This window comes from Christensenella sp. KGMB01412 (genome assembly GCF_055522415.1).
The window spans coordinates 82,671-107,377 of the sequence record NZ_JBVFVW010000005.1 but is presented as its reverse complement, the minus strand read 5'-3'; the positions used below and the strand labels follow the sequence as shown (position 1 = coordinate 107,377).

Genomic DNA, 24,707 nt, shown 5'->3' with positions numbered 1-24,707 from the left:
CAATGGATTTGCCGAAATTTCCAGTGAAAAAGCAAGGTTTTATGTAAGTGAATGTGGAACAAATCAAAAGAGACCGTCCGCTGTTTGGACGGTCTCTTCTGTATGTCATGCGTTATGCTTTTGCTTTTTCAGGATGGTCCTTTTTGAGGGCCGCCGTCACGATTATGCCGATGACACACGCCGCGCCCGGAATGATAAACGTCCATGCCGAGGGAATACCGTCCACGCTGACAATTTTGGCGATTGCGGGGAACAACAGGCCGGAGATCGCAAAACCGATCATCACAAGGCCGTAGTTCACACCGTTGTTTTTGATGCCGAAGTAATCCGCCGTCACCGCCGGGAATACGCCCGCGCTGCCGCCAAACGCAAATGCGATGAAAGCAATCAGCACGATAAACAGATAGCTTTGCGCAAATGTCAGCATCAATACGCATACGAGCGTAATGATGTAGAGCAGGAACAGCACGTTACGCCTGCCGATACGGTCGGAAAGCCATGGCGCGATAAGCCTGCCGGCAGCCGAAGCGATTCCAGTCACCATAACGCCTGCAAGGGCTGCGGCTTCAGTGAGGTTGCGCAGCTCGCCCAAAGACTTTAAGAGCGGATTGATAATAAAGTACGCCGGAGTCAGCAGGATCATGCCAAACAGGATCAGGTAATATGGCTTTGCACGGAGCACCTCGAGCGGCGTAAACTGCTTTTGTGTGGAAAGGTCTGGAAGCTGCAGCGCAAAGCTGTCCATATATTTCCGGGATGGATTTTTTACAAACCAACCGAAAATCAGGATGATTACAAGGAAGATGATGGATAATGTCAGGAAGGTTTGCGATACGCCGACATTCTTTAGCAGGGTATTGACGATCGGGGTGAATACCACCGTGGAAGCGCCGAATGTGCACACGATTACGCCTGTAGCAAAGCCCTTTTTATCCATGAACCATTTTTGGGCGCATGATATGGTGGAGGTGTAAGCCGCGCCCACGCCAAAGCCCGCCATACCGCCGTAAAAGAGGTAAATCAGCCACGGCATATCCTGCGGCACGAGCGACGACAGGAAAATACCGGCGCAGAACATAAGCCCGCCCAAAAATACGACCAGCCGCGGCCCCTTTTTGTCGTTAAGGCGTCCGCCGACTACGATGCCCAGCACAAAGGTCGCCAGCATGATTGAAAAAGTCACGGATGCGTTATCCGCACTCCACGAGTAATACTCCATAACAGCGGGCTGGAAAATACTCCAGATATAAATGATACCGATGCACAGCTGAATAATTGCTCCGGAAACGAGGGGCATTACCTTGTTTTCTCTTTTCTCCATGGGATAATCTCTCCTGAAATGAAATGATTTCCGCACAGGGTGCGATGAAGCCCCGCAGCCGCACGGTGTGGTACGCATTCATAGTACATGATTTGTGTGCAAAAATCAACGCAATGCTTGTGAAAAATGCGAGCAGGATGTAGAATAAGAGTAAGCTTAAGCAGGGTTTGCCCGCTTTGGCGGTATCGACATTACGGTGATTGCGAAAAAGAGGGAACATAGAATGCTGGAAGGATTGAAAATAGAGGTATACAAGGCAAATCAGGAGCTCGCGAAGCAGGGGCTTGTTACGCTGCGGTGGGGAAATATCTCGGCGCGGGACGAACGAACGGGCTATATCGTCATCAAACCGAGCCGCAGGGCGTGCGTAGAGATCAAGCCGGACGACCTGATTGTGTGCGATATGGAAGGAAAGATTATCGAAGGGCTGCACGCCCCGTCCTCAGACCTGTTTACGCATCTGGAAATTTATAAAGCGTTTGCAGATGTGAAAAGCGTGGCGCATACGCATTCCAAGTGGGCGACGGTGTTTGCGCAGGCAGGTAAAAGCATCCCAAACCTTGGAACGACGCACGCGGATTATTTTAAATACGATATTCCCGTTACGCGTACCATGCGTCCGGAAGAAATCGCGCGGGATTACGAAAAAAACACAGGCAAAATCATAGCGGAGGCGTTTACGCTCAAAAATCCGCTTGCAACTCCCGCCGTACTTGTGAAGAACCACGGCCCGTTCATGTGGGGAGCGAGCATTATGGATACCGTGGATAATGCGGTGGCGCTTGAATATGTCGCGGAAATGGCTTTTTACACTCTGCGCCTTAATACGGACGCGGAAATGAACAAATATTTGATCGATAAGCACACCTTAAGAAAGATGGGCGGGAAAAATGGGCAATAAATCCACTTCTACGGAGAGGCAGCTTTTTATTTTGTCGTTGCTTTCACAGCGGAAAAGCGGATACACGGTAAACGAAATTATAGACAGCTTAAAGCGCATGGCGGATATCGACGCAACGCGCCGCATGGTTGCGCGCGATATGGATTACATTTCGCAGAATTTCTTTGTGTATGAGGAAGAGCTTGACGGTAAGACTGTTTACAAGGCGGATAAATATGCGCTTTCGGATATGGACTTTTCGATGGCGGAAATCATCTCGCTCCATTTCACACGCGAGGTGCTGAAGTCTTACCAATCGCTTGGCATGGCAAAGGACGCGCTTAAAATCGTGCAGCGTATCCTTGCGAAAATGCCGGAGCTTTCGCGCTCGGCGACACAGAATATCGAAAAAATGATCAAGATCGTGCCGGAAATCACCGCAGAAGAGGAAACGGACGAGGATATCCTCGAAACGGTGCAGGAGGCAGTGCAAACGTCGCGCGGCCTTAAGCTGCGTTACCATACCTTTTCGACAGACGAGACGATGGAACGCGTATTCGATCCCTATGTACTTGAAATAAGGGAAGGTTGCTGGCACACGATCGGTCACTGCCATTTACGCAATGCGGTAAGAGACCTTCGCGTGTCGCGTATCGAGGATGCGGAGCTTACGGACAGGGAGTTTGAAGTGCCGCAGCGGTTTTACGAGGAATACCGCAAAACGCGTTTTGATAAGCTTGCGGGGGAAAACGCACAGGAAATCCGTGTGAAGTTTACCGGAGCAGCGGCAAAGCTGGTGAAGGAATACCACGCGCACAAAGCGGATAAGCTTGAAGACGCGGAGGAGGGGCTTCTTTTTTATAAGAAGGCAGCCATCACCCCAGACCTTGTAGGATGGATTCTTTCGTTCGGCGCGCAGGCAAAGGTGCTTTCGCCGGAATCGCTCAAAGACGAGCTGAAAGAGGAAGTAAGGGCTATGAGCGGGATGTATCTGTAAGCAGGCAATACAGGAGGGAAAACGGAATGATAAAGCAGAGAGTGGTTCTAAATGACATTTCTCCGGATTTCAAGCGGGACAACAGGACTCAGGAAGAATATATCGCAGCGAAAAAATCACAAACGGTTGATTTTATAAAGCGTTACCTCAAAAGCTCGGGCGCACGGGGCGTAGTGCTCGGCGTGTCCGGCGGGGTAGACAGCTTTTTATGCGCGTCGCTGTGTGCGCAGGCGTGCGAAGAAGAAGGAAAGCAAATGTATATCGTCCTGCTGCCAAACGGCGTGCAGTCTGATTTTGCCGACGCGCAGGAGTGCGCGCAGAAAATCATGGAAAACAGCCCGGGCGTCATGTGCGATACGGTTTCCATTGCGGGCGGTTACGAAGGGGCGGTAAGCGACCTTGCGGGCGCGCAGGGCTTTCATCGCGACGCTTATACGTTGGGGAACCTGCAGCCGCGCCTGCGTATGATGTACCAGTATGCGCTTGCAAAGGGAATGCTTGTGGCGGGGACGGACCACGCGACAGAAGCAATCACCGGCTTCTATACCAAATATGGCGACGGGGGAAGCGATTTCAATCCATTGCAGGAGCTGGTAAAAGACGATATCTACGCGATGTCGAAAACCTACGGCGCGCCGAAGGCAGTAATGGAAAAACAGCCTGCCGCAGGGCTTGGGATATCCCAAACGGACGAGGAAGAGCTGGGCATCCGTTACGCGGATATCTGCGCCTACCTGAAAGGGAACGTGATCGCAAAGGAACCGATGGAAAAACTGGAAGCGGCATACGACCGTTCCATGCACAAACGGTCAATGGCGGCCTCCTTAAAGGACGAATATACAAAGAAAGCGCAGGTTACGCGCATCCATATCGGCAATGTCGGGGATGGGCGCGTCCTCAAAAGCACGATTTGCGATATCAACGCCCATCCGGAGCAGAATGTATTATATGTGACAGGCGAACCGCTCCACGAGGCGTTTTATAACGAAATCAAAAAAACGGTCAATACGCCTGTGGCCCGTTATAACGTATTTCAACCGAAAGGAGAAAGTGGCGTAAACAGTGCGTTTGGCGATTTGCTGGACAATGCCGCAGATCATGTGGTGGTGTCAGGCGAAGTAGGGGAAACGTTGCAGCGCATTATGCTCAGCCTGATGAACAGCAGGCGGGAAGTGGTTCTGCTGAAAGATTGCCTTACAAAAGTCAAAAAATAATGAGGGGATAGTATGGACATTTTTAAATATGTGGATGAAGTAGTTGATTACTATGAGGAAATCCAGTATAAATATAAAAATATTGCTCACGATCTGAAGCACATGATGGAGGAGCTGATCGTTAAAAATTCAGAGTATACGCTCAATATTTCCTATCGTGTCAAGGAATCGGAGAGCGTGCGGGAAAAGCTCGTAAGAAACAGCTACTACCGCCTGCATACCACCAAGGAAGAGATCGTGGCAAATATACAGGATATCATCGGCCTGCGGATTGAATGCAAGTTCAACGACGACGAGCAGTATGTGTATTCGTTGATGCTGAAGCTCTTTGACAAAACGGACGACCAGATATTTTATTACAATGAGAAGTTTCCAAAAATGCGCTTTAAGCTCAATGAAAAGCAGCCGGTTAAGCAGAAAAACGGATTTGATATCTATAAAATCGATGCGCGCTACGAGGACCACAAGGGCGAAGCGGATGAGATACGCGTTAATTTTGAGGTTCAGGTCAAGTCCATGATCAATATGTTCTGGGGAGAGATCGAGCACCGCATCATTTATAAGAACCCGTCTTACTTCATGGTAGAGCAGCAGGTGGTGGAAAGCCTTGTATCCATCAAGGAAAACCTGAACCTTGTCGACCACCAGCTTCACGACCTTTATAAGCGGTATAAGCGCGACGACAGCTCAAAGCTCCACTACCGCAAGGAAAATATTGAAAATATTATCTCCAAGCTGATTCACGATACCATCGCGCGGAAAATGAAAAACGACCTTGGGTTCGTCGTGCAGTTCAAGGACAGCTGCGACAGCATTGTGGAATATATTTTTATTGTGAACAATGCCGCGCAAATGGAGGATTATGGCCGTGTAATGACGGAGATGTTCTACATTACCGGAACCATGGCGGGTGAAGAAATGAATTTTCGCGAAGCGCTTGAGCTGGAACGCGAATTTAATACCGGGGATCCGTTTATCGATACGGTGGGCGTTACAATCCAAAAGCTGATGAACGTAGATTTCAACTGGCATCTTTACTGCATGATTCTCTTTGAGCTGGAACGCGGCAGCAGGATCGACGCGCTCGAAACCTTTATCCGTTACTACAAGGGAAGGCTTACCGCCAATGCGGAGCTGCACAGGCTCGACGAGGTATTCCCTGCGGAAACGGCGCAAAAAATCAGGACGGACCTCATCAACGAAATGGGTTATGTGTTCCGCCGCAACGTGGATATTGCGCTGCTGCAAAACGAAGGTATCTGCGAGCTGACAAAGGCGCTCAAAAAGACGGTGGCAAATATCATCAAAGACAATCCGGACTGGAACAAGGAAAAAAGCATCTATTTCCTGTATCTGAACAACAGCGTAAACCTTGAGTCGCGGAATTAAGAAAAATTGACAAGGTAAGTCCTGCGGGCTTATTATGGTAAGACAAGATACTTTAGAAAAAGAGGACGAAACAAGATGAAAATCAAACTGGCTGACGGCAGCGTCAAAGAATTTAAGGATGGGATGACTGCTCTTGAGATCGCAAAAGAGCTGAATCAGAAACTGGGCAAGAATGCGCTTGCGGCAAAGATCGACGGCACGGTCACGGAGCTGTGGACAACACTTGGGGACGGCGCAACGCTTGAAATCCTTACATTCGACGACGAGGATGGCAAAAAGGCAGTTTGGCATACGGCTTCGCATGTGCTGGCGCAGGCGGTTAAGCGCCTGTATCCGGATGCGAAGCTTGCAATCGGGCCTGCGACAGACAGCGGGTTTTATTATGATTTCGATACAGAGAAGCCCTTTACAAACGAGGATCTTGCTAAAATCGAAAAGGAAATGAAAAAAATCGTAGCGGAAAATATTCCGCTTACAAAGTATACCCTTCCGCGCGCAGAAGCCATCGAAAAGATGAAAGAGGCGGGCGAGCCGTACAAGGTAGAGCTCATTGAGGATTTGCCTGAGGACGCGGTTCTGAGCTTTTACGAGCAGGGAGGTTTTACCGACCTGTGCGCCGGGCCTCACGTGATGAGCACAGGCAAGGTGAAGGTGCCAAAGCTTATGCGGACGGCGGGCGCGTATTGGCGCGGCAATGAAAACAATAAAATGCTGCACCGTATCTATGGCACGGCGTTTCCAACGCAGCAGGAGCTTGACGCGTATCTCAAGCAGCTCAGGGAAGCGGAAGAGCGCGACCACAACAAGCTGGGGCGCGAGCTGCATTACTTTACTACGAATCCCGCGGTTGGGCAGGGCTTGCCATTGCTGATGCCCAAAGGCGCAAAGACAATACAGCTGTTGCAGCGTTTTGTCGAGGATGAAGAGGAACGCCGGGGATATGTGCTGACCAAAACGCCTTACATGGCTAAGAGCGATCTTTATAAGATATCAGGCCACTGGGATCATTATAAGGACGGCATGTTTATATTGGGCGACGAGGAAAAGGACGACGAGGTGCTTGCGCTGAGGCCCATGACCTGCCCGTTCCAGTATATGATCTATAATGCGGAGCATCATTCCTATAAGGATTTGCCGATCCGCTATGGCGAAACCTCTACGCTGTTCCGTAACGAAGCGTCGGGAGAGATGCACGGTCTCATCCGTGTGCGTCAGTTTACGCTCTCGGAGGGGCATATTATCTGTACGCCCGAGCAGCTTGAGGATGAATTTATGGGAGTGCTCGACCTCATTAAATACAATATGAAGGTTCTTGGCATCGAGAACGACGTATATTACCGTTTTTCCAAGTGGGATCCGAACGACAGGGACAAATACATTGGAGACGCGCAGGAATGGGAACGCGTGCAGGATGCGATGCGCGTGATTCTCGACCATACAGGGCTTGAATATAAGGAAGCGGATGGTGAAGCGGCCTTCTACGGCCCCAAGCTCGATATCCAGTTCAGGAACGTATTCGGTAAAGAGGATACTCTCTTTACAGTGCAGATCGATTTTGCACTTGCCGAGCGTTTCGGTATGACCTATATAGACCGCGACGGACAGAAAAAGATGCCTTATATTATCCACCGTTCGTCAATCGGCTGCTACGAGCGTACGCTTGCCATGATGATAGAAAAATATGCGGGCGCGCTGCCAATGTGGATGATGAGCGAGGAAGTCCGCCTGATGAACATTACAGAAGATGCGGCGGCGTACTGCCACGAATATGCAAAACGCCTCCAGGCTGCGGGCCTGCGCGTTACGGTGGACGACAGGCAGGAAAAAATCGGCTATAAAATCCGCGAGGCGAGAAATGAACGTATCCCCTATATGCTCGTTGCGGGCGAAAAGGAGATCGCGGACGGAACGTTTGCCGTCAGAAGACGCGGCGAAGGCGAGATCGGTAATATGTCCCAGGATGAATTTTTAGAGCTTGCGGTTTCGCAGGATAGGGATAAAGTGATTTTCTGACGGGAAGCTCGCCTTAAAACCGGATGGAGGTACGGCGCTTAGTTTGCTTTGCAACAGAAGGAAATAGCGGAGTAGCGGGGCAAATAGCGCTTGACACGCCTGCTGGGGCTGTGTTATGATTACAAAGTAAAACAAAGCAGAGGCTTACCCGCTTCTCACCTGCCGCCAAAGGCTCAGCAGGTTAAATACAAACAATCGTTTGGTTATTATTGCGGGTAGCGTATGCTGCCCGCTTTTTTTATAAAACGGGATAGAAGACGAATGAAAAGGGTTCTCCAAAAGCGCGGCCGGGCCAAAGCAATATGCAGGCATACAAGGGCCGGCGTATGGGGAAAGTGGGAAAATTGCCCGAACGGGATGAAGGCATTTTCTGGCGACAAGGAGGGAAATACAATCGCAAACGAACCGTTCATCAATGAACAAATCAGAGAACCGGAAGTTAGAGTGGTAGGAGAAGAAGGCGAACAGCTTGGAATCATGTCTTCGCAGGAAGCGCAAAAGATGGCTGACGAAGCGGGGCTTGATCTCGTTAATATTTCTCCGAAGGCAAAGCCGCCCGTCTGCAAAATTATGGACTACGGCAAATACCGCTTTGAACAAAATAAACGGCAGAAGGAAGCAAAGAAAAACCAGAAGATCGTTACGTTAAAAGAAATGCGCCTTTCCGCCACCATAGACAAACACGATATGGAAGTTAAGGCCAAAAACGTCAGAAAGTTTTTGGAAGCGGGAGATAAAGTTAAAATCTCCATCCGTTTCCGCGGCCGTCAGCTTTCCCATACAGACCAGGGCAGGCTCGTCATGAATATGTTCCTTGAAATGCTTGACGACTGTGCAGCGGTCGAAAAAAATGCCAAGATGGAAGGAAGAAGTATGTTCATGATACTTGTTCCCAAAGCGTAAGGCAATTTTAGTTTGGTTTCAAAGAGAAAAGTTTTTATATCGAAGGAGGGCGTAAAGAATGCCTAAGATGAAGACACACAGAGGCGCGGCAAAAAGATTCAGCGTCACAAAATCAGGAAAAGTAAAAAGAGCGAAAGCTTACAAAAGCCACATTTTGAATAAGAAAACCTCCAAGCGGAAGAGGAATCTGCGCAAAGGTACTTATATCAGCGCGGCAGAGCAGAAGAACATTAAAGTTCTGATTCCGTATAAGTAAGAAGAAAGAAAACAGGAGGTAACAAAAATGGCTAGAGTAAAAAGAGCGGTAAGCTCGCATAAAAAACGCAGAAGAGTTTTTAAACTCGCAAAAGGTTATTTCGGAGCAAAATCCAAGCAATATAAATCTGCCAAACAGGCAGTGATGAAATCAATGAATTATGCCTACACAGGCAGAAAGCTCAAAAAGCGCGATATGCGCCGCCTGTGGATTGTGCGTATCAACGCAGAAGCGCGGCAGAACGGTATCAGCTATTCGCAGTTTATGAACGGTCTCAAACAAAACGGGATCGATCTGAACAGAAAAGTACTGGCTGATATGGCGGTCAATGATAAACCTGGATTCAAACAGCTTGCGGAAACAGCAAAGAAAAAGGTTCAGGCATAAGCAGTAAAAATGACGGTTAGGGGATAGGCTGGTACTATCCCCTTTTTTATGCACGGCAGGGAGGCCTGAGGTAAACTGGCGCAGTCAACGAGGCGGTGAAGCTGAATGAAGGAAATTAAAAGCCATTCCAACGAATATATTAAGATGCTCAAGTCCTTAAAACGAAAAAAAGGAAGGGATGATCAGGGCAAATACATTGTTGAAGGCAGCAAGACCATTGAGGAGGCAGTCCGGTACGGGCAGGAAATCGAGTGCATCCTTGTCTCCGACAAAAATAGCATTACAGCGGGCTTTGCACGCCATAAAGGAATTGACCTGATAGCTGTACCATATGAAATAATACAGCAAATTGCAGACACAAAATCACCACCAAAGGAGATTGCCTGCCTCAAAAAGCAGGAAAACCTTCCGGATTATGATGGGAATTTTTATGTAGCGATGGACGATATCAATGATCCTAAAAATCTTGGCACGATTATTCGTACGGCAGACGCCGCGGGGGCGGATGGCGTTTTTATTTCCAGAAACAGCGCTGACCTGTACGGCCCAAAGGCGCAGCGCGCAGCAATGGGCAGTACGTTCCATCTGCCCATAGAGGTGTGCGATCTTATGGAGGCGCTTTCACGGTTACGCGAAACGGGAGTGAAGGTAATTTCCGGGTGCCTGGAGGGAAGCAGCGAGCTTCCGGCGCAGATCGGACGGGCGTGCGTTGTCATCGGCAACGAGGCGCGCGGCATTTCTGCGCAGGTCAGGGAAGCGTCGGACGATTTGTATAAAATTGAAATTTACGGGCGGGCGGAAAGCTTGAATGCAAGCGTTGCCGCGGGTATAATGTTATATGATGTAAGAAAAAATTTAATTTAAGTTTCAATAGATGAAAGGAAAAGAGAATGGTAAGCGAGCAAATAGTAAACGATGCGCTTGCGGAAATCGGCAGTGCGCAAACAAGTACGCAGCTAAGCGATATCCGTGTCAAGTATCTTGGCAAAAAAGGCGGAATCACCATGCTGATGAAGCAGATGGGCGGCCTTGCCCCGGATGAGCGCCCCGCATTTGGGCAGGCGGTTAACGCGGCAAGAAAGAGTGTGGAGGATGCGCTCCTGCGTGCGGCACAGGAGATCGCACGGCAGGAAAGCGAGCAGAAATTAAAAGCGGAGCGCATCGATATCACGCTTCCAGGCCGGGCGCAAAAGCCGGGCGCGCTGCACCCGCTCACGCAGGTCTATCACGAGGTAAGGGACATTTTCCTCTCTATGGGCTTTGATGTAACCGAAGGACCGGAGGTAGAGCTCGACGAATACAATTTCGAGCTTTTGAATATCCCCAAAAATCACCCGGCGCGCGATATGCAGGATACGTTTTATGTCAGCGAGGATGTGGTTCTAAGGACGCATACGTCGCCAGTGCAGGTACGCACAATGCTTACCCAAAAACCGCCGATCCGCATGGTATGCCCGGGACGTGTGTTCCGTACGGACGATGTGGATGCAACGCATTCGCCTGTATTTATGCAGATGGAAGGGCTTGTCATTGGAAAGAACATTCGCTTTTCCGATTTAAAGGGAACGATCAATACGTTTATCCGCAACTTTTATGGGGAAAACGTCAAAACAAAATTTCGTCCGGGCTTTTTCCCGTTCACAGAGCCGTCCGCCGAGGTGGACGTTACGTGTACGGTATGCGGCGGCAAGGGCTGCGGCGCATGCAAGGGTGCGGGTATGATCGAAGTGCTTGGCTGCGGCCTTGTGAACCCTGTGGTACTTGAAAATTGCGGAATCGATCCCACGGAATATTCCGGATTTGCGTTCGGAATGGGTATCGACCGTCTTGCAAATACCAAATACGGCATCACGGATATCCGCCTGCTGTATGAAAACGACGCGCGTTTCCTGCGCCAGTTCGTATAAGGGAGGGCAAAAGAAATGTTGGCACCATATAGATGGATCTGCGATTATGCAGATGTAAAATCAGACGTACAGACTCTGGCGGATAAGATGGTCATGACCGGAAACGGTGTGGAGGAAATCGTCCTGCTGGGGGAAGATATTGTAAATGTTGTTGTGGGAAAGATCGAGAAGATCACGAAGCATCCTGACGCGGATAAGCTGCAAATTTGTATGATCGACGTAGGAGACGAAGAGCTCCTGCAGATCGTAACGGGCGCGGACAACGTATTTGAAGGGGCGTATATCCCGGTTGCAAAAGCGCCGTCCATGCTTCCGGCGGGACCGATCAAAAAAGGCAGGCTACGCGGCGTGGAATCGTTTGGAATGCTGTGCTCCGGCGGGGAACTGAACCTGAAAGAAGAGGATTATCCGGGTGCAGGCGTAGATGGCATCATGATCTTGCAGGGGGAACCACAGGTTGGAATGGACGTCCGCGAGCTTTTGAACCTAAAGGGCGCGATAATCGATTTCGAGGTGGGTGCAAACCGGCCTGATTGCCTGTCCATCATCGGTACGGCGCGTGAAGCGGCTGCCGCGGACGAGGTGAGTTTTCATTTGCCTGAGATAAAGTATGAACAGAGCGCCCGGAAAACAGAAGATATGGTCAGCGTGGACGTACAGGCAAAGGACCTTTGCACACGTTATGTGGCAGCCGGCGTGACGGATGTGAAGATCGGGCCGTCGCCCGAGTGGATGCGTATCCGCCTGCGCGAGGCGGGAATACGTCCGATCAATAATATCGTTGACATCACGAATTTTGTGATGCTGGAAACAGGGCAGCCGATGCACGCGTTTGACGCGGCGCAGATCCGCGGCGAAAAAATCATCGTGCGCCGCGCCAGGAACGGCGAGAAGATGAAAACGCTCGACGACAAGGAACGTACGTTCACGGAAAATATGCTGCTCATTTGCGATAATGACGGGCCGATTGGCGTTGCGGGTGTGATGGGCGGACTGGATTCGGAAATCACAGAGCAGACGAAAACGGTTATTTTCGAATCGGCGAAGTTTATGTACGGTAATATCCGCCAGACCTCGCGCGGGCTTGGTCTCGCGACGGAAAGCTCTATGCGTTTTTCCAAGGGCGTGGATGCGGCAACCTCCATGTTTGCGATGCAGCGTGCGCTTACGCTGATAGACGAGCTTGGCGCGGGAACGGTTGCGCAGGGTATGATCGACGTTTTGAGCGAAGATCTGAAGCAAAAGGTCATCAAGGTGGGCGCAGGCAGGATCAACGCAAAGCTGGGGACGAACCTCTCCGCAAAAACCATGCAGCAGCTCCTGAACCGCGTGTTTATCCAGACGGGCCTCATCGGAGACGAACTGGTATGCACAGTGCCGACCTTCCGTTCGGATATTTACGGCGACGCAGATATTGCAGAGGAAGTTGCGCGTATGTACGGATATGATAATATCCCGGAGACAGACGCAAACATCGAGATGCGCCGCGGAAGGGTGTCGGAATTCGAAAGCAAAACGGACCTGCTGAGGGATTACCTCAGAGACAACGGATTTTTGGAATGTATTACCTATTCGTTTACCGGACCGCAGGATTATGCAAAAATAGGTGTAGAGGTACCGCAAAGCGTCAAAATTATCAATCCGCTCGGTGACGATACTTCCCTTATGCGTACGACGCTCGTGCCGCATATGCTCGGCGTGGTAGCCATGAACCAGAACCGCAAAAACGACGATCTTCAGTTGTATGAAATATCCCGCGGGTATTTCCCGCAGGAGGGAGAAGCGTTGCCGAAGGAAGTACCGATCATGGTGCTTGCGCAAAGCGGCGGGAAGGATTTTTACGACCTGAAGGGAATCGTGGAAAACATTGTCGCGTTAACCTGTGGAAAGGATATACTTTGCAGGCGTGCACAGACGCCGTATCTGCATCCGGGCATTTCCGCAGATATTTATGTTGGAGATGAAAAAATAGGCGTTATGGGCAGCGTGCATCCCGATACGATGAAACTATTTGAGATGCCTCAGCCAGCGGTAATCGCGCAAATCGATCTTGAGAAGTTATTCGCGATCAGCAAGCCGGAGATCAAGTTTGTGCAGCTTCCCAAATATCCCGCAGCTACGCGCGATATTGCCGTAATTGTGGATGAGGAGACGGGCGCGGGCGACATGATGCTTGTCATGAAAGACGCAGGGGGCAAACGGATTGAAAAAATCGAGTTGTTCGACGTGTTCAGCGGAGAGCAGATTGGCGCCGGCAGGAAAAGCGTAGCTTATGCAATTACGATGCGCAGCCCGGAGGGGACGCTCACCGATGAAGAAGTTGAAGCGGTGATGAAGAAAATATTAAAGGCACTGGAAAAGGATTTTGGCGCGCAGCTCCGTTAAAAGCGGTTGTGCAAAGAGCATCAATGTTGTATAATAAAAAAAATGGAGTAAGGCGGTGTGACGCATGGAAAAAATAAAAACAATAGTCAGTATCGGCGGAAAAGAATATACGATCTGCGGTACGGACAGCGCGGAATATATCCACAGGGTTGCACTTAAGGTGAACAGTAAACTGGACGAGATCAAAAAGGGAAATCCGGACCTGAATAATATGCAGCTTGCCATGCTTACTTCCATCAATATTGCTGATGAATATATGAAGCTGTTTGATCAGTTGGAGCTAGCCAAAAAGGAACTGGAAAAGGCGAAAAAGGATTTGGAAAAGTACGAAAAGCCATCGCCCTCTTCCGGCAATCAGGCGAACCGGAATAATCCTTATCATCGCTGAGCGGTTGGCAATCAGGCGGTTGGAATTGAAACAAAAGCAGGATGACTTTCATCCTGCTTTTTGCGTTTTTTTGTTATTTACAGAGACAATTAAACAGATAAAAAATACTTTATTGGCGTTTTGATTTGGTTATGATAATAGAGTATATTTTATGTCGAGCACAAAAATTTTACTTTTTTCATTCGGGACTTGACATAACAAACTGATATAATTATAATTACATTAAACTGATAAAATTAAGTTTACAGTTATGGAGGTTTCCAGATGAAAAGTAAATTCCTGTTTTTAATCCTTGCAGGCGCACTTATGACAACTGGTTTAGCAGCCTGTGCGCCATCTTCCAAAAAGGAGGAGTCGGAATCAATGCAGGCGGCAGGGGCATATCACAAAATATCAGCGGAAGAGGCGAAACAAAAAATAGAGGAAAACAGCGGCATGATCATTGTGGATGTACGAACCCCGGAAGAATATGCACAAGAACATATTGAAGGAGCAATCAACATTCCAAATGAGGAGATAACAGACAAGGAACCGGAACAACTACCAGACAAGGATGCACGGATACTGGTGTATTGCCGCTCCGGTGTTCGCAGCAAACAGGCTGCGGATAAGCTTGTGGTCATGGGTTATGGGAATGTTTACGACATGGGTGGCATCAATGACTGGCCTTATGAAACTGTAACAGAGTGAGAAACAGAATGGAGAAGGTAATGAGAAAACAGAAACGATGGATATTAGCAGCATTTTTGGTGGCAGGTATGGTTATGTTCACGGCCTGTGCGCCTTCCGCGCCAAAAGCGGAAGTGAAAACAGAAAGCGAAGCTTCGCCGCAAACGCCTGCGCAGGATTTGCAAGCGTCGTCAGCACCGCAGGTAACGGAGCTTTTCAATCAGTTCACGGCTGTGGATTCCAATGGAAATGATGTGACGCAGGATATTTTTTCCGGGCATAAGCTTACGATGGTTAATATATGGGCAACCTACTGCGGGCCATGCCTGAACGAAATGCCTGAGCTTGGCGAACTCAACAAGGAATATAAAGACAAAGGGTTTCAGGTTGTTGGAATGCCGATTGACGTCCTCAATCAGGATGGCAGTATTTCCCAGGAACAGGTAGACCTTGTCAATGAGATCGCAGAAAAAACGGGAGCGGATTATACGCATATTCTTCCGTCTCAGGATTTGATCGATGCGAAGCTGAAAAATGTCACGGCTGTCCCGGAAACCGTTTTTGTCGACGAAAACGGCAACCAGGTCGGGGAATCCTATATGGGCGCGCGTTCCAAGGAAAAATGGCAGGAGATCATAGACGGACTGCTTGCATCGATGCCGGATACAGATGCCGCACAAGCTCCTCAAAAGGAGGATGCGCAGCAGGCTGCCGGGGTTAGCAGTAACATCAGCGGGGAAACTGCTATGATCAACGCACCGATTTTTTATGAGTTTACAACGACAGATATGGATGGAAATACCGTTACAGACCAGATACTGAACGAGGGCACACAGCTCACGCTTGCGCTTGTATGGGATCCGGCCTGGGAAGGAAACGCACAGGCGCTGCAAAAAATGCAGGAATACCTGAAGGGCAGTACAGCGATCAATGGAATTGGATTTGTATTGAATGCAGATGGTAAGGAAACAGAAATAAAGGAAACAGCCAATCATGCGAGGGCGGATTTTCCGCAGTTGAAGCCCACGCAGGAGTTGGCCGGATATATCCTTGGTGATGAGCCGCTTGTACTGGCGATTGCACCGTGGGGTAGCGTAGTTGGCAAGCCGCTTGCAGCAGGCAGCGACGTAAAAGAGTGGAGCGCGTGGATCGACGACGCGCTTACGGACGTCAACAGCGGGTGCTGCGGATGAATACGAATACCACGGTAAAAACCGGCAACAAAATCTGGATATTGCTGGCAGCCGTTGGGGCCGTATTTATTGTAATTGGCGTTTTGCGTGGCGAAGCGTTTGTTGTACTGACCAAAGCGGTTAATATTTGCCTGGAGTGTATTGGAATTGGGTAAGCTGTTTATTTGGATTGGCAGCCATATCAGGCACGTCGTGCAGGTTGCCTTCACATTGGTGACAAACGGATATATGACGGGCTTTACGAACGGGACGATTTACACTGGCGCATCCAAGGCCGTGTGCGTACCGGGATTGAATTGTTATTCCTGTCCCGGAGCGATAGGCTCATGCCCAATCGGAGCATTGCAGGCTGTCCTTGGCAGCAGGGATTTTAAATTTACATTCTATATTGCAGGCTTTTTGATATTTGTGGGCGCCCTCATTGGCAAACTGGTGTGCGGCTGGTTATGTCCGTTTGGACTTTTGCAGGATGCGATCCATAAAATACCCTTTGTCAAAAAATTACGCAAGCTGCCGGGGGACCGTTGGCTGAAATACCTGAAATACGGTATTTTAGTCGGGTTTGTGATTCTCCTGCCATTGCTTGTGACCGATATTATAGGTCAGGGACAGCCGTGGTTCTGCAAATACATCTGCCCTTCGGGAACGCTTATGGCGGGGATTCCACTCGTTGCGGCCGATCCGGGATTGCAGGATGCCGCCGGGGGATTGTTTGCTTGGAAAATCGGGATACTCGTGGTATTGGTGTTTTTGTCCATTGCCGTATACAGGCCATTCTGCCGGTATTTGTGCCCGCTTGGGGCGGTATACGGGTTATTCAACAAGGTTTCGCTGTATCGGCTGATCGTGGATGAGGAAAAGTGTACGAAATGCGGCGCATGCAAAAAGGCGTGCAAGCTCGACATTCCGGTATTCGAGCAGCCGAACAGCCCGGAATGTATTCGTTGCGGAGCGTGCAAAAAAGCCTGTCCAAATGGCGCGATCTGTTCTACGTTTGAGAAGTGGACAAGGGAAAGAAAGGGGATTACGAATGAAGAAATTTGACGCAATTATCATTGGATTTGGCAAAGGCGGAAAAACGCTGGCAGGAAAACTTGCCGCGCGGGGAGATACGGTCGCGATGATCGAGAGGTCGGATCGGATGTATGGAGGGACGTGCATCAACGTCGGTTGTATCCCTTCAAAATCACTGATCAAAAATGCGCGTTTCGCTGCGCTTAGCAAGGGGAGCACGTTTGAGGAAAAGGCGCAGTGGTATAAAAAGGCGATCGCGGAAAAACGCGAGCTTACCGCGATGCTGCGTAAAAAGAATTTTGACAAGCTGAACGATCTGCCAAATGTAATTGTTTTGACAGGGGAAGCAAGGTTCCTGTCCGCCACGCAGGTGGAAGTTGATGAGGGCGGCAACAAGCAGGTATTGGAAGGCGAAAAGATATTCATTAATACAGGTTCGAGTCCGGTGTTTCCTCCCATTGAAGGACTTTCGGGCAATCCGTGCGTATATACCAGCGAGGGGATGATGGAGCTTGATATATTGCCGCGCAAACTGGCGATTATAGGCGGAGGCTACATCGGCACGGAATTTGCGTCTATGTACGCGGGCTTTGGCAGCAAGGTGACGGTGCTGCAGGATGGTGAAACGTATCTGCCGCGCGAGGACGAGGACGTAGCGCAGGAGGTCAGAAAAATATTGGAGAACAAAGGCGTAGAGTTCCGGCTGGGTGCGCAAATCCATTCTGTGTCGCAAACCGCGCAGGGAGTGGCGCTGCATATGACGTGGAACGGAGAGGAAAACGTGCTTGAAGCGGACGCAGTTCTTGTGGCAACTGGCCGGCAGCCGAATACGCGGGGATTGGCGCTGGAGGCGGCAGGCGTGGAACAGACAGAACGCGGGGCGGTTAAAACCGACAAGTTCCTGTGCACGACAGCGCCGAACATATGGGCAATGGGAGACGTTGCGGGAGGACTGCAATTCACCTATATTTCACTCGACGATTTTCGGATTGTGTGGTCGCAGGCAGGGGAAGGACCGCTTTATACGGCGAACGACCGGAAGAATGTTCCGAATAGCGTTTTTATCGATCCGCCGCTTTCAACGGTTGGATTAAGAGAAAAGGAAGCGCGTGCGCAGAATCGCAATATCCGCATCGCAAAGCTGCCGGCGGCGGCAGTGCCAAAGGCGCAGGTATTGAAGGAAACAGAGGGCTTTTTAAAAGCGGTGGTCGACGCGGATACGGATGAAATACTCGGTGCGTCGCTTATCTGTGCGGAGTCACATGAGGTCATCAATACGGTGAAGCTTGCGATCGATTCGGGACTTAAGGCGTCAGCTTTGCATCGGCAGGTCTTTACGCATCCGACGATGAGCGAAGCCCTGAACGACCTGTTTGCTCCCATAAAATAAAACTTGTATTTTTGAAACGAAACAATTATGATTACAGTAGAAAAAGCAACGGGAGAGGATGAATATGACAAGTGAATTTACCATTGCGGTGCATGCGCTTGTATTTCTCAATCATAAAAAGGAGAGCAAGAGCAGTGAAGAGCTTGCAAAAAATGTTTGCACCCATCCTGCCAGAATCAGGAAAGTAATGGCAAGATTGAAAAAGGCGGGCCTCGTGAAAACCAAAGAAGGGATCGACGGCGGGTATTCCTTTGATCTCGATCCGGGCAGCGTCACCCTGCGGGATATTTGCAATGCACTGGAGGTAAAGATTGTTTCCGCAACATGGAGATCGGGGAGCATGGACCTTGAGTGCCTGATTGCATCGGGAATGGCGGATGTGATGGATGAAATTTACGGAGGGCTCGACCATTTGTGCAGGGAGAGACTTTCGCACATTACGATTGAACAAATTGACAGGAAAATTTTCAGCGGTAGAAAAAATGAAAGCGCGACGCGGGGAAAAGAATAGGTTTTTGTGTCAAAACAGATAAAAAACAGCTGTATTATTATATATAATACAGCTGTTTTTCCTTTTATAGAGCCGAAAATCTGGAGATGGGCTTAACCAGCTATCTGTAGATGAAAAACCGGATAACCGGGAAAAATATCTTCAGAAAGGAAAAAATTTCACAATCCTGCAAAAAATGTTATAATAAAAACAGTAGAAATCACTTCATTTTTTCGGGACAGCAAACTAAATTGAGATAAGGAAGAGGGTTACCTTGCAGCATTCCGTTTTGTTCATGATGAGCGATTATGCAACTGGTGAACGCATCAAAAAACTGGTGGATTGGGAAGCGTTTGGATTCCGGAAGCCGGTAATTGAATATCATGCGGCTTTAGGATTGCGGCGGCTGATGAGCCTGGAGCCTGAGATCGTGATTCTGGACGTAAGATCGCCGCTTGTAGAGCTTGGACAGTTTATCGCGCTTATGCGCAAACAGGCGAAGGAGCTGTTTGTTATACTCTATGATGAGAAGGAAATGATTGCAGGCTGCCCGGCAGGTGCGGACGCAATTTTAAAGTCGGCATGCCTTACAGAAGCCGAATTGAGCAGCTTGCTTTTGAAGGCGTGCGCATCGCTTGAAAATGGCGATAAAACAAAAAACAGCGTGAAATCCGCAAAACCTTTGGAGGAAATTCAAACGCTGTTGCACGGACGGCCCGGGCTGTCGGGCTGGTCAGCACTTGAAACCCTTTTTGACCAGTGGGAAGGATTCGCCGTCCTTATGGTTGGCTGCGAAAACCCGGCAGAAGCGGGCTGCGTGGCGGACATTCTGGAACGTTTTTACGGGCCGAGGGCTGTCCTTTTGCCAGAAGGCCGGAAGCTCTGCATCATATCGGAAAGTGACGACGCAATGGAACTGGAACGGTTGTTGCGTGAAAAATGGCATAAGAGGTTTGTTTGCTGCTGTGGGTTTGCCTCAAATGTGGAAGAACTTCCCGTGGCGTTTCAGGAAACGCAAGCCTTGCTGCAAAACTGTATTTATTTTGGAATCGAGGGAATATTGGCAGACAGCGCTTATTTCAAAAAGCATGCGCAGGGCTTATCGGCGGATACGATTGACCTTGGGCTGCGCCGCCTGACAAGGGGTCTGGCAGTGGGGGATGAAAAAGCGGTGGAAGCGTGTGTAAATGATCTGTACTTGGCACTCAAAAACAGCCTGGATATGGAAAAACGCGATATGCTGCGTCAAAAGCTGGAGGACATTTTCACGCTTTTCAGTATGGGAAAAGAGAGTCCTGCAATAGAAGCGCATGCCACGCTTCAGGAGGAGGCCTCCTGTGCTGCAAAGCGTTTTTGTTCACTGGCTGCGTCGCTTGATGGGAATGAGCAAAGATGGGCTGGCGTTGTCATTGATGCTGCGCTTTATATAGCAGCCCATTATTCACAGGATGTTTCGCTTGCAAAAACAGCCGGGCAGGTCGGGATTGCGCCCACCTATCTGAGTTTCCTGTTCCAAAGGGAACTTCATGTCAGCTATATTGATTTCTTAACAAGGGTGCGTATCAGGAATGCAAAATATCTCCTGCGGGAAAGCGGGGAGACAGTCGGGGCGGTTGCGGAAATGGTGGGGATCAGGGACCAGAGGTATTTCAGCCGTATGTTTAAAAAACATACGGGTATGACGCCCACAGAATATAGAAAAAGCGTATTGGGTGAAAGGGAGTGAGGATATGAGGATTGTTCGCTATGCTGCGCCAAGGAAGATCGAAATCATTACGGCGGAAAAGCCGCAGGTCAGCGGGCCGGACGATGTATTGGTCAGGATTGCATATGCGGGAATTTGTGATGATGATATTCCGCTTTACACCATGGATACGGTAAACTGGCCCTTGCCATCCGCAATCGCGGGACACGAGTTTTCCGGCACGGTGGAGGCGCTTGGTGAAAACGCCCGAAAAAACGGTTTTTGCGAAGGGGACCGCGTAAGCGGGCAGGCGTGGCTGTTTTGCGGGACCTGCCATTATTGTAAAGGCGGAATGGAAAACCATTGTATGAATATTAAATGCACGTCTGTCTTTGCAGATTATGCCCTGCTGCACCAAAAGCAGCTATGCAGGCTGCCTGATGAAGTTTCACTTGAGGGCGGCGCGCTTCTGGACCCGGTCACCTATTGCCTTTACAACAGTCTTTACCGTCAAAATTCCTCTGCGCCCAAGGTAATGATATTCGGTGTGAATACTATGTCGCTGATCATGCTGCAGCTTGCAAAAAAACAGGGAGCGGTATTGGTGGATATTGCGGAGAATGACACGGAAAAAGGCAGGCTCGCACTCAGGCTGGGGGCAGATCATGTGGTGCCGGCGGAGCCCGCACAAATCGCTGCGAATGCAATGGATTACACTTTGCAATATGGATATGATATGGTTTATGAAATGTCAAGAAACCCGGATCTTTTGCCTTGCGCCGCACAGATTTTGGCAAGGAGGGGAACGATCCTGTACTCCTATATGTATGACCTGACAACGACGAATGATTTGAGCCTGATGGAGCTGTATATGAAGGAAGCGGTATTGAGGCCGTTTTTTCTCGCGCCCTATATGCTGGAAGCCGCTGCGAGCGTCATGCGGACGCTTGATTTAAAGCCGTTGATCAGCCGGGTATATCCGCTTGAAGAGATTCGTGATGCGTTTTGTGCGCATCTCTCGCAAAAGAATATCAAGATATTGATTAAAATGGCGTAAGCACAAAAGCGGCGGGGCATTAACCCTGCCGCTTTTTAAGAAGCTGGTTATTTGGTGCAGTCAAAAACGATCTTAATATATTTGCCCGAAATTGCATCGTCATAAGCCTGCTGGTACTCATCCAGTGTATGGACACGCTGGATAAGCGGGCGCAGCTGCAGCCGCGGAAGCATCTGGACAGTGCGCGGGAAGCTGTAAGGAGACATCAGGCAGCCGTGAATCGTTTTTTCGCTGAGGTAGCATTCCCTGTACAGGTTCAGCGGAAGATTATAATCGGCTGCATACATGGCGGGATACACGATATGCCCACCTGCGGCTGTCATGGCAAGCGCCTGTTCGCATGCCCGGGGGTTACCGGAGGTTTCTACAATATTGTCAAAACCGCGGCCTTCCGTAATTTCCTGCGTTGCCGCAAGCAGATCATCGTGGACAGGATCAAGTGTGTGGTCGATGCCCACGGATTCTGCAAGCGCACGCTTTTCTGCAACGGGCTCCACAAGCGTGACAGACGATGCGCCTGAAATCCTTGCGATTTGTGAAACAAGCTGGCCGATTCCGCCCCCGCCGATTACGGCGACGCGGTTTCCGATGCGAATTTCAGATTTTTCCACCATACGCAGGGCAATCGCGCTTGGTTCGGTCAGGCAGGCGTCCATAAGGTCTACGTTTTGGGGAATTTTATAAACCTGCGATTCATGCCAGAGGACGTACTCCGCCTGGCATGCGTTCCAGCCGTCAAGAAGTACAGGACAAAGGTTTTCCTGCCCATTCCTGCAAAAAAAGCAGGTGCCGCAAAAACGTACAAAATTTCCGGTTACCTTGTCGCCTGCTTTGAGACCGCGCTTGGTGGCCTTTGATCCGAGTGCGGCCACATAGCCTGACATCTCATGCCCCATGCCGGTGGGGAGCGCGCTTTCCAATAGGCCGGCCAGAATATGGGGATCAGAGCCGCAGATCGCGGAATAAGCGATTTTGATCAAAACGTCTTCATCGCCAACCTTCGGCACCTCCCAGTCGAGCAGCTCCAGCGTTCCGTATTTATGCTCCGCGGGTATTCCGCGCTTTGTCATTGCCAATACTTTCATATTTTTACCTCCAATATCCTTTTGATTCCTTTGGATTTTACTGCAAAAGCTGTTTCATGTTGTCATAAAGGCCTTGAACATCGTAGCCATTTTTGCCATACAGGTATTCCGTCGTTGCGATTGGGACAAAGTGATCGGGGCAGCCGAGCATTTTGAATTTGCAGCACAAGCCTGACTCCATTAGTACGGCCGCTACCTGATAGCCGAGACCGTTTTGGATATTTCCGTCCTGCGCGCAAACGATGCGGCCTGTTTTTGCCGCCGAAGCAACCACTGCCTTATCGATGGGCTTGATTGTGTGCATATCTATTACACGGATATCCACGCTAAGATCGGCCTTCAGCTTTTTTGCGGCGTCCAGCGCAAGGTGAACAATGCTTCCGCTGCAGATAAAGGCGCCGTCGCCGCCATCCATCACAGTGATTGCCTTGCCGATCTCGTATTTATAATCCCTGTCATAGATTGCCGTTTGCGATTCCCGGCCCATACGGATGTAGATCGGCCCTTCCCATGTGAGCGAGGCTTCGAGTATCTTAGCGATCTGCAATGGATCGCCGGGCTCAACGACTGTCATATTGCCGATTGAGCACATGATGCCTACATCTTCCAGCGCACAGTGCGTCGCGCCCATTGTGCCTGCACTGTAGCCTGCATTATTACCAAGAAACCTTACAGGCAGGCCGTTATAACACACGTCTGTCCTGATTTGTTCGCACGCCCTCATAGACATAAAAGCTCCAAACGTGAAGCAGTAAGGCAGAAAGCCCTCCTTTGCCATGCCTGCTGAAAAGCTGACCATTTCCTGTTCAGCGATACCCACGTTAAATGTCCTTTCCGGATATGCGGCTGCAAAGCCCTGCATTCTGGACGAACGCATCAAATCAGCATTGATTGCTACGATTTTATCATTTTCAGCTCCAAGCCTTGTCATGGTATCGCCTGCAATATCTCTTGCCGCCATCAGGTCGTAATAGGTATATGCTTTTTCTGACATTATTGCCCACCCCATTTCTGTTCAAAAGCCGCAATAAGCTCCTGTTCCGCTTTTTTTCTGCTTTCACAATCGATTTTTCCGGCGTGCCACGCTGCGGAATTTTCCATAAAACCTACGCCCCGCCCCTTGATGGTGTCCGCTACGATCACAACCGGGACTTTGCTTTCCGGACCGGGAAGCTCGTCGAGCACGTCTATAAGCGCACCGATATCGTGACCGTCTGCTTCGATGGCATGCCAGCCATATAAGCGGAATTTATCAGCAAGATTCCCCATATCAAGAACGTCTTTGGATCTGCCGTCAAACGACATATGGTTGCAGTCAACAAACCCGACAATATTTCCAAGCTTATATTGGCGCGCGACCGCAACGGCCTCCCACATGGTTCCTTCGTTCAACTCGCCGTCGCCCATCACAACATAAACCCTGCTTTGCAAATTCCCCTTGAGGCGCAGGCCCTGCGCGATACCGGTTGCCACCGGAAGCCCATGGCCAAGCGAACCTGTGGAAACATCCACGTAAGGATTGAGCAGATTGCATGAGTGCATGGCAAAACGTCCGTTGTCGGTGCAATACTCCCTGTAGATTTCATCGTAGGTATAACATCCCTTCATTGCCTGGCAAAAGGACGTTGCCGCAGAAGCATGCCCCTTGGAAAGGATAAAACGGTCCCGTTCCTCCCAATGGGGGTTTTTAATGTCATAGCGGATGGCATATTGCCAGATTACAGTCATCAGATCCGCGACTGACAGATCCCCTCCCACATGGATCAGAGTCTGTTCACATAATTTTAAGAGCTTCAGCCGGATTTCCAGCGCGTCCTTATCCAGCTTTTTTACCAGTTTTTTGTCTGCCATAAAACCCTCCGTTTCTATCCGGTTTCTTTTGCTTCGCCTGCCGGATACGGCGATCCGGCAAGATTTATGCTTTCGTGCCGGAAAGGAAACAAGCCATTCGTGTGATTTTGGGGTACAATAAGAAATTTTGAATGCAGCTACATTGTAGCAAGCGTAAAATCCCGCAACAATGAGATAGATTTACGTATTACGAAAAAAGCATGTGGATTTTTAAATGTGAATAGTTAAAAAAAT

At 49.6% G+C, this 24,707-nt stretch carries 24 protein-coding genes and 1 other annotated feature; of the genes, 20 read left to right on the top strand and 4 right to left on the bottom strand.

The features are described from left to right. Window positions 1–112: 112 nt before the first annotated feature. Window positions 113–1,321 carry an OFA family MFS transporter gene (locus ACS5WU_RS09780; RefSeq protein ID WP_302760063.1) on the bottom strand — a complete coding sequence of 403 codons (1,209 nt, stop codon included), beginning with the start codon at window positions 1,319–1,321 and terminating at the stop codon, window positions 113–115. A 223-nt stretch (window positions 1,322–1,544) separates the two neighbouring features. Between ACS5WU_RS09780 and araD the strand changes: the two genes are divergently transcribed. From araD to ACS5WU_RS09680, 20 genes are all read left to right on the top strand, one after another. Further along, window positions 1,545–2,222 carry an L-ribulose-5-phosphate 4-epimerase AraD gene (araD, locus tag ACS5WU_RS09775; RefSeq protein ID WP_046442757.1) on the top strand — a complete coding sequence of 226 codons (678 nt, stop codon included), beginning with the start codon at window positions 1,545–1,547 and terminating at the stop codon, window positions 2,220–2,222. Beyond that, window positions 2,212–3,198 carry a helix-turn-helix transcriptional regulator gene (locus tag ACS5WU_RS09770; protein WP_059108703.1) on the top strand — a complete coding sequence of 329 codons (987 nt, stop codon included), beginning with the start codon at window positions 2,212–2,214 and terminating at the stop codon, window positions 3,196–3,198. Before araD ends, ACS5WU_RS09770 begins: the two co-directional genes overlap by 11 nt. A gap of 26 nt (window positions 3,199–3,224) precedes the next feature. Further along, window positions 3,225–4,412, top strand: a complete 1,188-nt coding sequence (gene nadE, locus ACS5WU_RS09765) for an NAD(+) synthase (protein WP_465089140.1) — start codon at window positions 3,225–3,227, stop codon at window positions 4,410–4,412. 12 nt (window positions 4,413–4,424) lie between these two features. Continuing rightward, window positions 4,425–5,801, top strand: coding sequence for a GTP pyrophosphokinase (locus ACS5WU_RS09760; protein WP_046442755.1), 1,377 nt, complete (start codon window positions 4,425–4,427; stop codon window positions 5,799–5,801). Window positions 5,802–5,876: 75 nt separating this feature from the next. After that, a complete protein-coding gene (thrS, locus tag ACS5WU_RS09755) occupies window positions 5,877–7,814 on the top strand; it encodes a threonine--tRNA ligase (RefSeq protein WP_302760065.1) in 1,938 nt (645 codons plus the stop codon). Window positions 7,815–7,942: 128 nt separating this feature from the next. Beyond that, window positions 7,943–8,061: a sequence feature (ribosomal protein L20 leader region), on the top strand. A gap of 110 nt (window positions 8,062–8,171) precedes the next feature. Continuing rightward, window positions 8,172–8,717: a translation initiation factor IF-3 gene (gene infC / locus ACS5WU_RS09750; RefSeq protein WP_046442844.1), complete on the top strand. Its 546-nt coding sequence runs from the start codon at window positions 8,172–8,174 to the stop codon at window positions 8,715–8,717. Between the two features lie 58 nt (window positions 8,718–8,775). Continuing rightward, window positions 8,776–8,973 carry a 50S ribosomal protein L35 gene (gene rpmI / locus ACS5WU_RS09745; RefSeq protein WP_046442753.1) on the top strand — a complete coding sequence of 66 codons (198 nt, stop codon included), beginning with the start codon at window positions 8,776–8,778 and terminating at the stop codon, window positions 8,971–8,973. A gap of 27 nt (window positions 8,974–9,000) precedes the next feature. Then, window positions 9,001–9,360 carry a 50S ribosomal protein L20 gene (rplT, locus tag ACS5WU_RS09740; protein WP_046442752.1) on the top strand — a complete coding sequence of 120 codons (360 nt, stop codon included), beginning with the start codon at window positions 9,001–9,003 and terminating at the stop codon, window positions 9,358–9,360. 105 nt (window positions 9,361–9,465) lie between these two features. After that, a complete protein-coding gene (locus ACS5WU_RS09735; protein WP_046442751.1) occupies window positions 9,466–10,224 on the top strand; it encodes a TrmH family RNA methyltransferase in 759 nt (252 codons plus the stop codon). A gap of 26 nt (window positions 10,225–10,250) precedes the next feature. Further along, on the top strand, window positions 10,251–11,267 hold the full coding sequence (gene pheS / locus ACS5WU_RS09730) for a phenylalanine--tRNA ligase subunit alpha (protein ID WP_302760066.1): 1,017 nt from the start codon (window positions 10,251–10,253) through the stop codon (window positions 11,265–11,267). A gap of 15 nt (window positions 11,268–11,282) precedes the next feature. Beyond that, window positions 11,283–13,652 carry a phenylalanine--tRNA ligase subunit beta gene (gene pheT, locus ACS5WU_RS09725; RefSeq protein ID WP_302760067.1) on the top strand — a complete coding sequence of 790 codons (2,370 nt, stop codon included), beginning with the start codon at window positions 11,283–11,285 and terminating at the stop codon, window positions 13,650–13,652. A gap of 64 nt (window positions 13,653–13,716) precedes the next feature. After that, window positions 13,717–14,040: a cell division protein ZapA gene (locus ACS5WU_RS09720; protein ID WP_052740282.1), complete on the top strand. Its 324-nt coding sequence runs from the start codon at window positions 13,717–13,719 to the stop codon at window positions 14,038–14,040. Window positions 14,041–14,304: 264 nt separating this feature from the next. Continuing rightward, on the top strand, window positions 14,305–14,730 hold the full coding sequence (locus ACS5WU_RS09715) for a rhodanese-like domain-containing protein (RefSeq protein ID WP_046442748.1): 426 nt from the start codon (window positions 14,305–14,307) through the stop codon (window positions 14,728–14,730). Between the two features lie 20 nt (window positions 14,731–14,750). After that, on the top strand, window positions 14,751–15,902 hold the full coding sequence (locus tag ACS5WU_RS09710) for a TlpA family protein disulfide reductase (protein WP_302760068.1): 1,152 nt from the start codon (window positions 14,751–14,753) through the stop codon (window positions 15,900–15,902). Continuing rightward, window positions 15,899–16,057, top strand: a complete 159-nt coding sequence (locus tag ACS5WU_RS09705; protein ID WP_046442747.1) for a CD1871A family CXXC motif-containing protein — start codon at window positions 15,899–15,901, stop codon at window positions 16,055–16,057. Before ACS5WU_RS09710 ends, ACS5WU_RS09705 begins: the two co-directional genes overlap by 4 nt. Next, a complete protein-coding gene (locus ACS5WU_RS09700) occupies window positions 16,050–16,946 on the top strand; it encodes a 4Fe-4S binding protein (RefSeq protein ID WP_330697067.1) in 897 nt (298 codons plus the stop codon). Before ACS5WU_RS09705 ends, ACS5WU_RS09700 begins: the two co-directional genes overlap by 8 nt. Next, window positions 16,933–18,306, top strand: a complete 1,374-nt coding sequence (locus ACS5WU_RS09695) for an FAD-dependent oxidoreductase (protein ID WP_302760069.1) — start codon at window positions 16,933–16,935, stop codon at window positions 18,304–18,306. Before ACS5WU_RS09700 ends, ACS5WU_RS09695 begins: the two co-directional genes overlap by 14 nt. Before the next feature lie 64 nt (window positions 18,307–18,370). Then, a complete protein-coding gene (locus tag ACS5WU_RS09690; protein ID WP_302760070.1) occupies window positions 18,371–18,817 on the top strand; it encodes an RrF2 family transcriptional regulator in 447 nt (148 codons plus the stop codon). Window positions 18,818–19,094: 277 nt separating this feature from the next. Then, a complete protein-coding gene (locus ACS5WU_RS09685; protein WP_465089139.1) occupies window positions 19,095–20,522 on the top strand; it encodes a response regulator transcription factor in 1,428 nt (475 codons plus the stop codon). A 4-nt stretch (window positions 20,523–20,526) separates the two neighbouring features. Continuing rightward, the gene (locus ACS5WU_RS09680) at window positions 20,527–21,537 is read left to right on the top strand and encodes an alcohol dehydrogenase catalytic domain-containing protein (RefSeq protein ID WP_302760072.1); all 1,011 of its coding nucleotides are present in this window, start codon (window positions 20,527–20,529) and stop codon (window positions 21,535–21,537) included. A gap of 47 nt (window positions 21,538–21,584) precedes the next feature. Here the strand turns inward: ACS5WU_RS09680 and ACS5WU_RS09675 are convergent, their stop codons facing one another. The 3 genes from ACS5WU_RS09675 to ACS5WU_RS09665 are packed head-to-tail and all read right to left on the bottom strand — an operon-like array spanning window position 21,585 to window position 24,473. Next, complete coding sequence (locus tag ACS5WU_RS09675) at window positions 21,585–22,622, bottom strand: zinc-dependent alcohol dehydrogenase (protein ID WP_046442743.1); 1,038 nt, start codon at window positions 22,620–22,622, stop codon at window positions 21,585–21,587. A 37-nt stretch (window positions 22,623–22,659) separates the two neighbouring features. Then, entirely contained in the window at window positions 22,660–23,616 is a 957-nt protein-coding gene (locus ACS5WU_RS09670) for a transketolase family protein (protein WP_302760073.1), read from the bottom strand. After that, on the bottom strand, window positions 23,616–24,473 hold the full coding sequence (locus ACS5WU_RS09665; RefSeq protein WP_302760074.1) for a transketolase: 858 nt from the start codon (window positions 24,471–24,473) through the stop codon (window positions 23,616–23,618). The genes ACS5WU_RS09670 and ACS5WU_RS09665 overlap by 1 nt, the downstream gene beginning before the upstream one ends. Window positions 24,474–24,707: the final 234 nt, after the last annotated feature.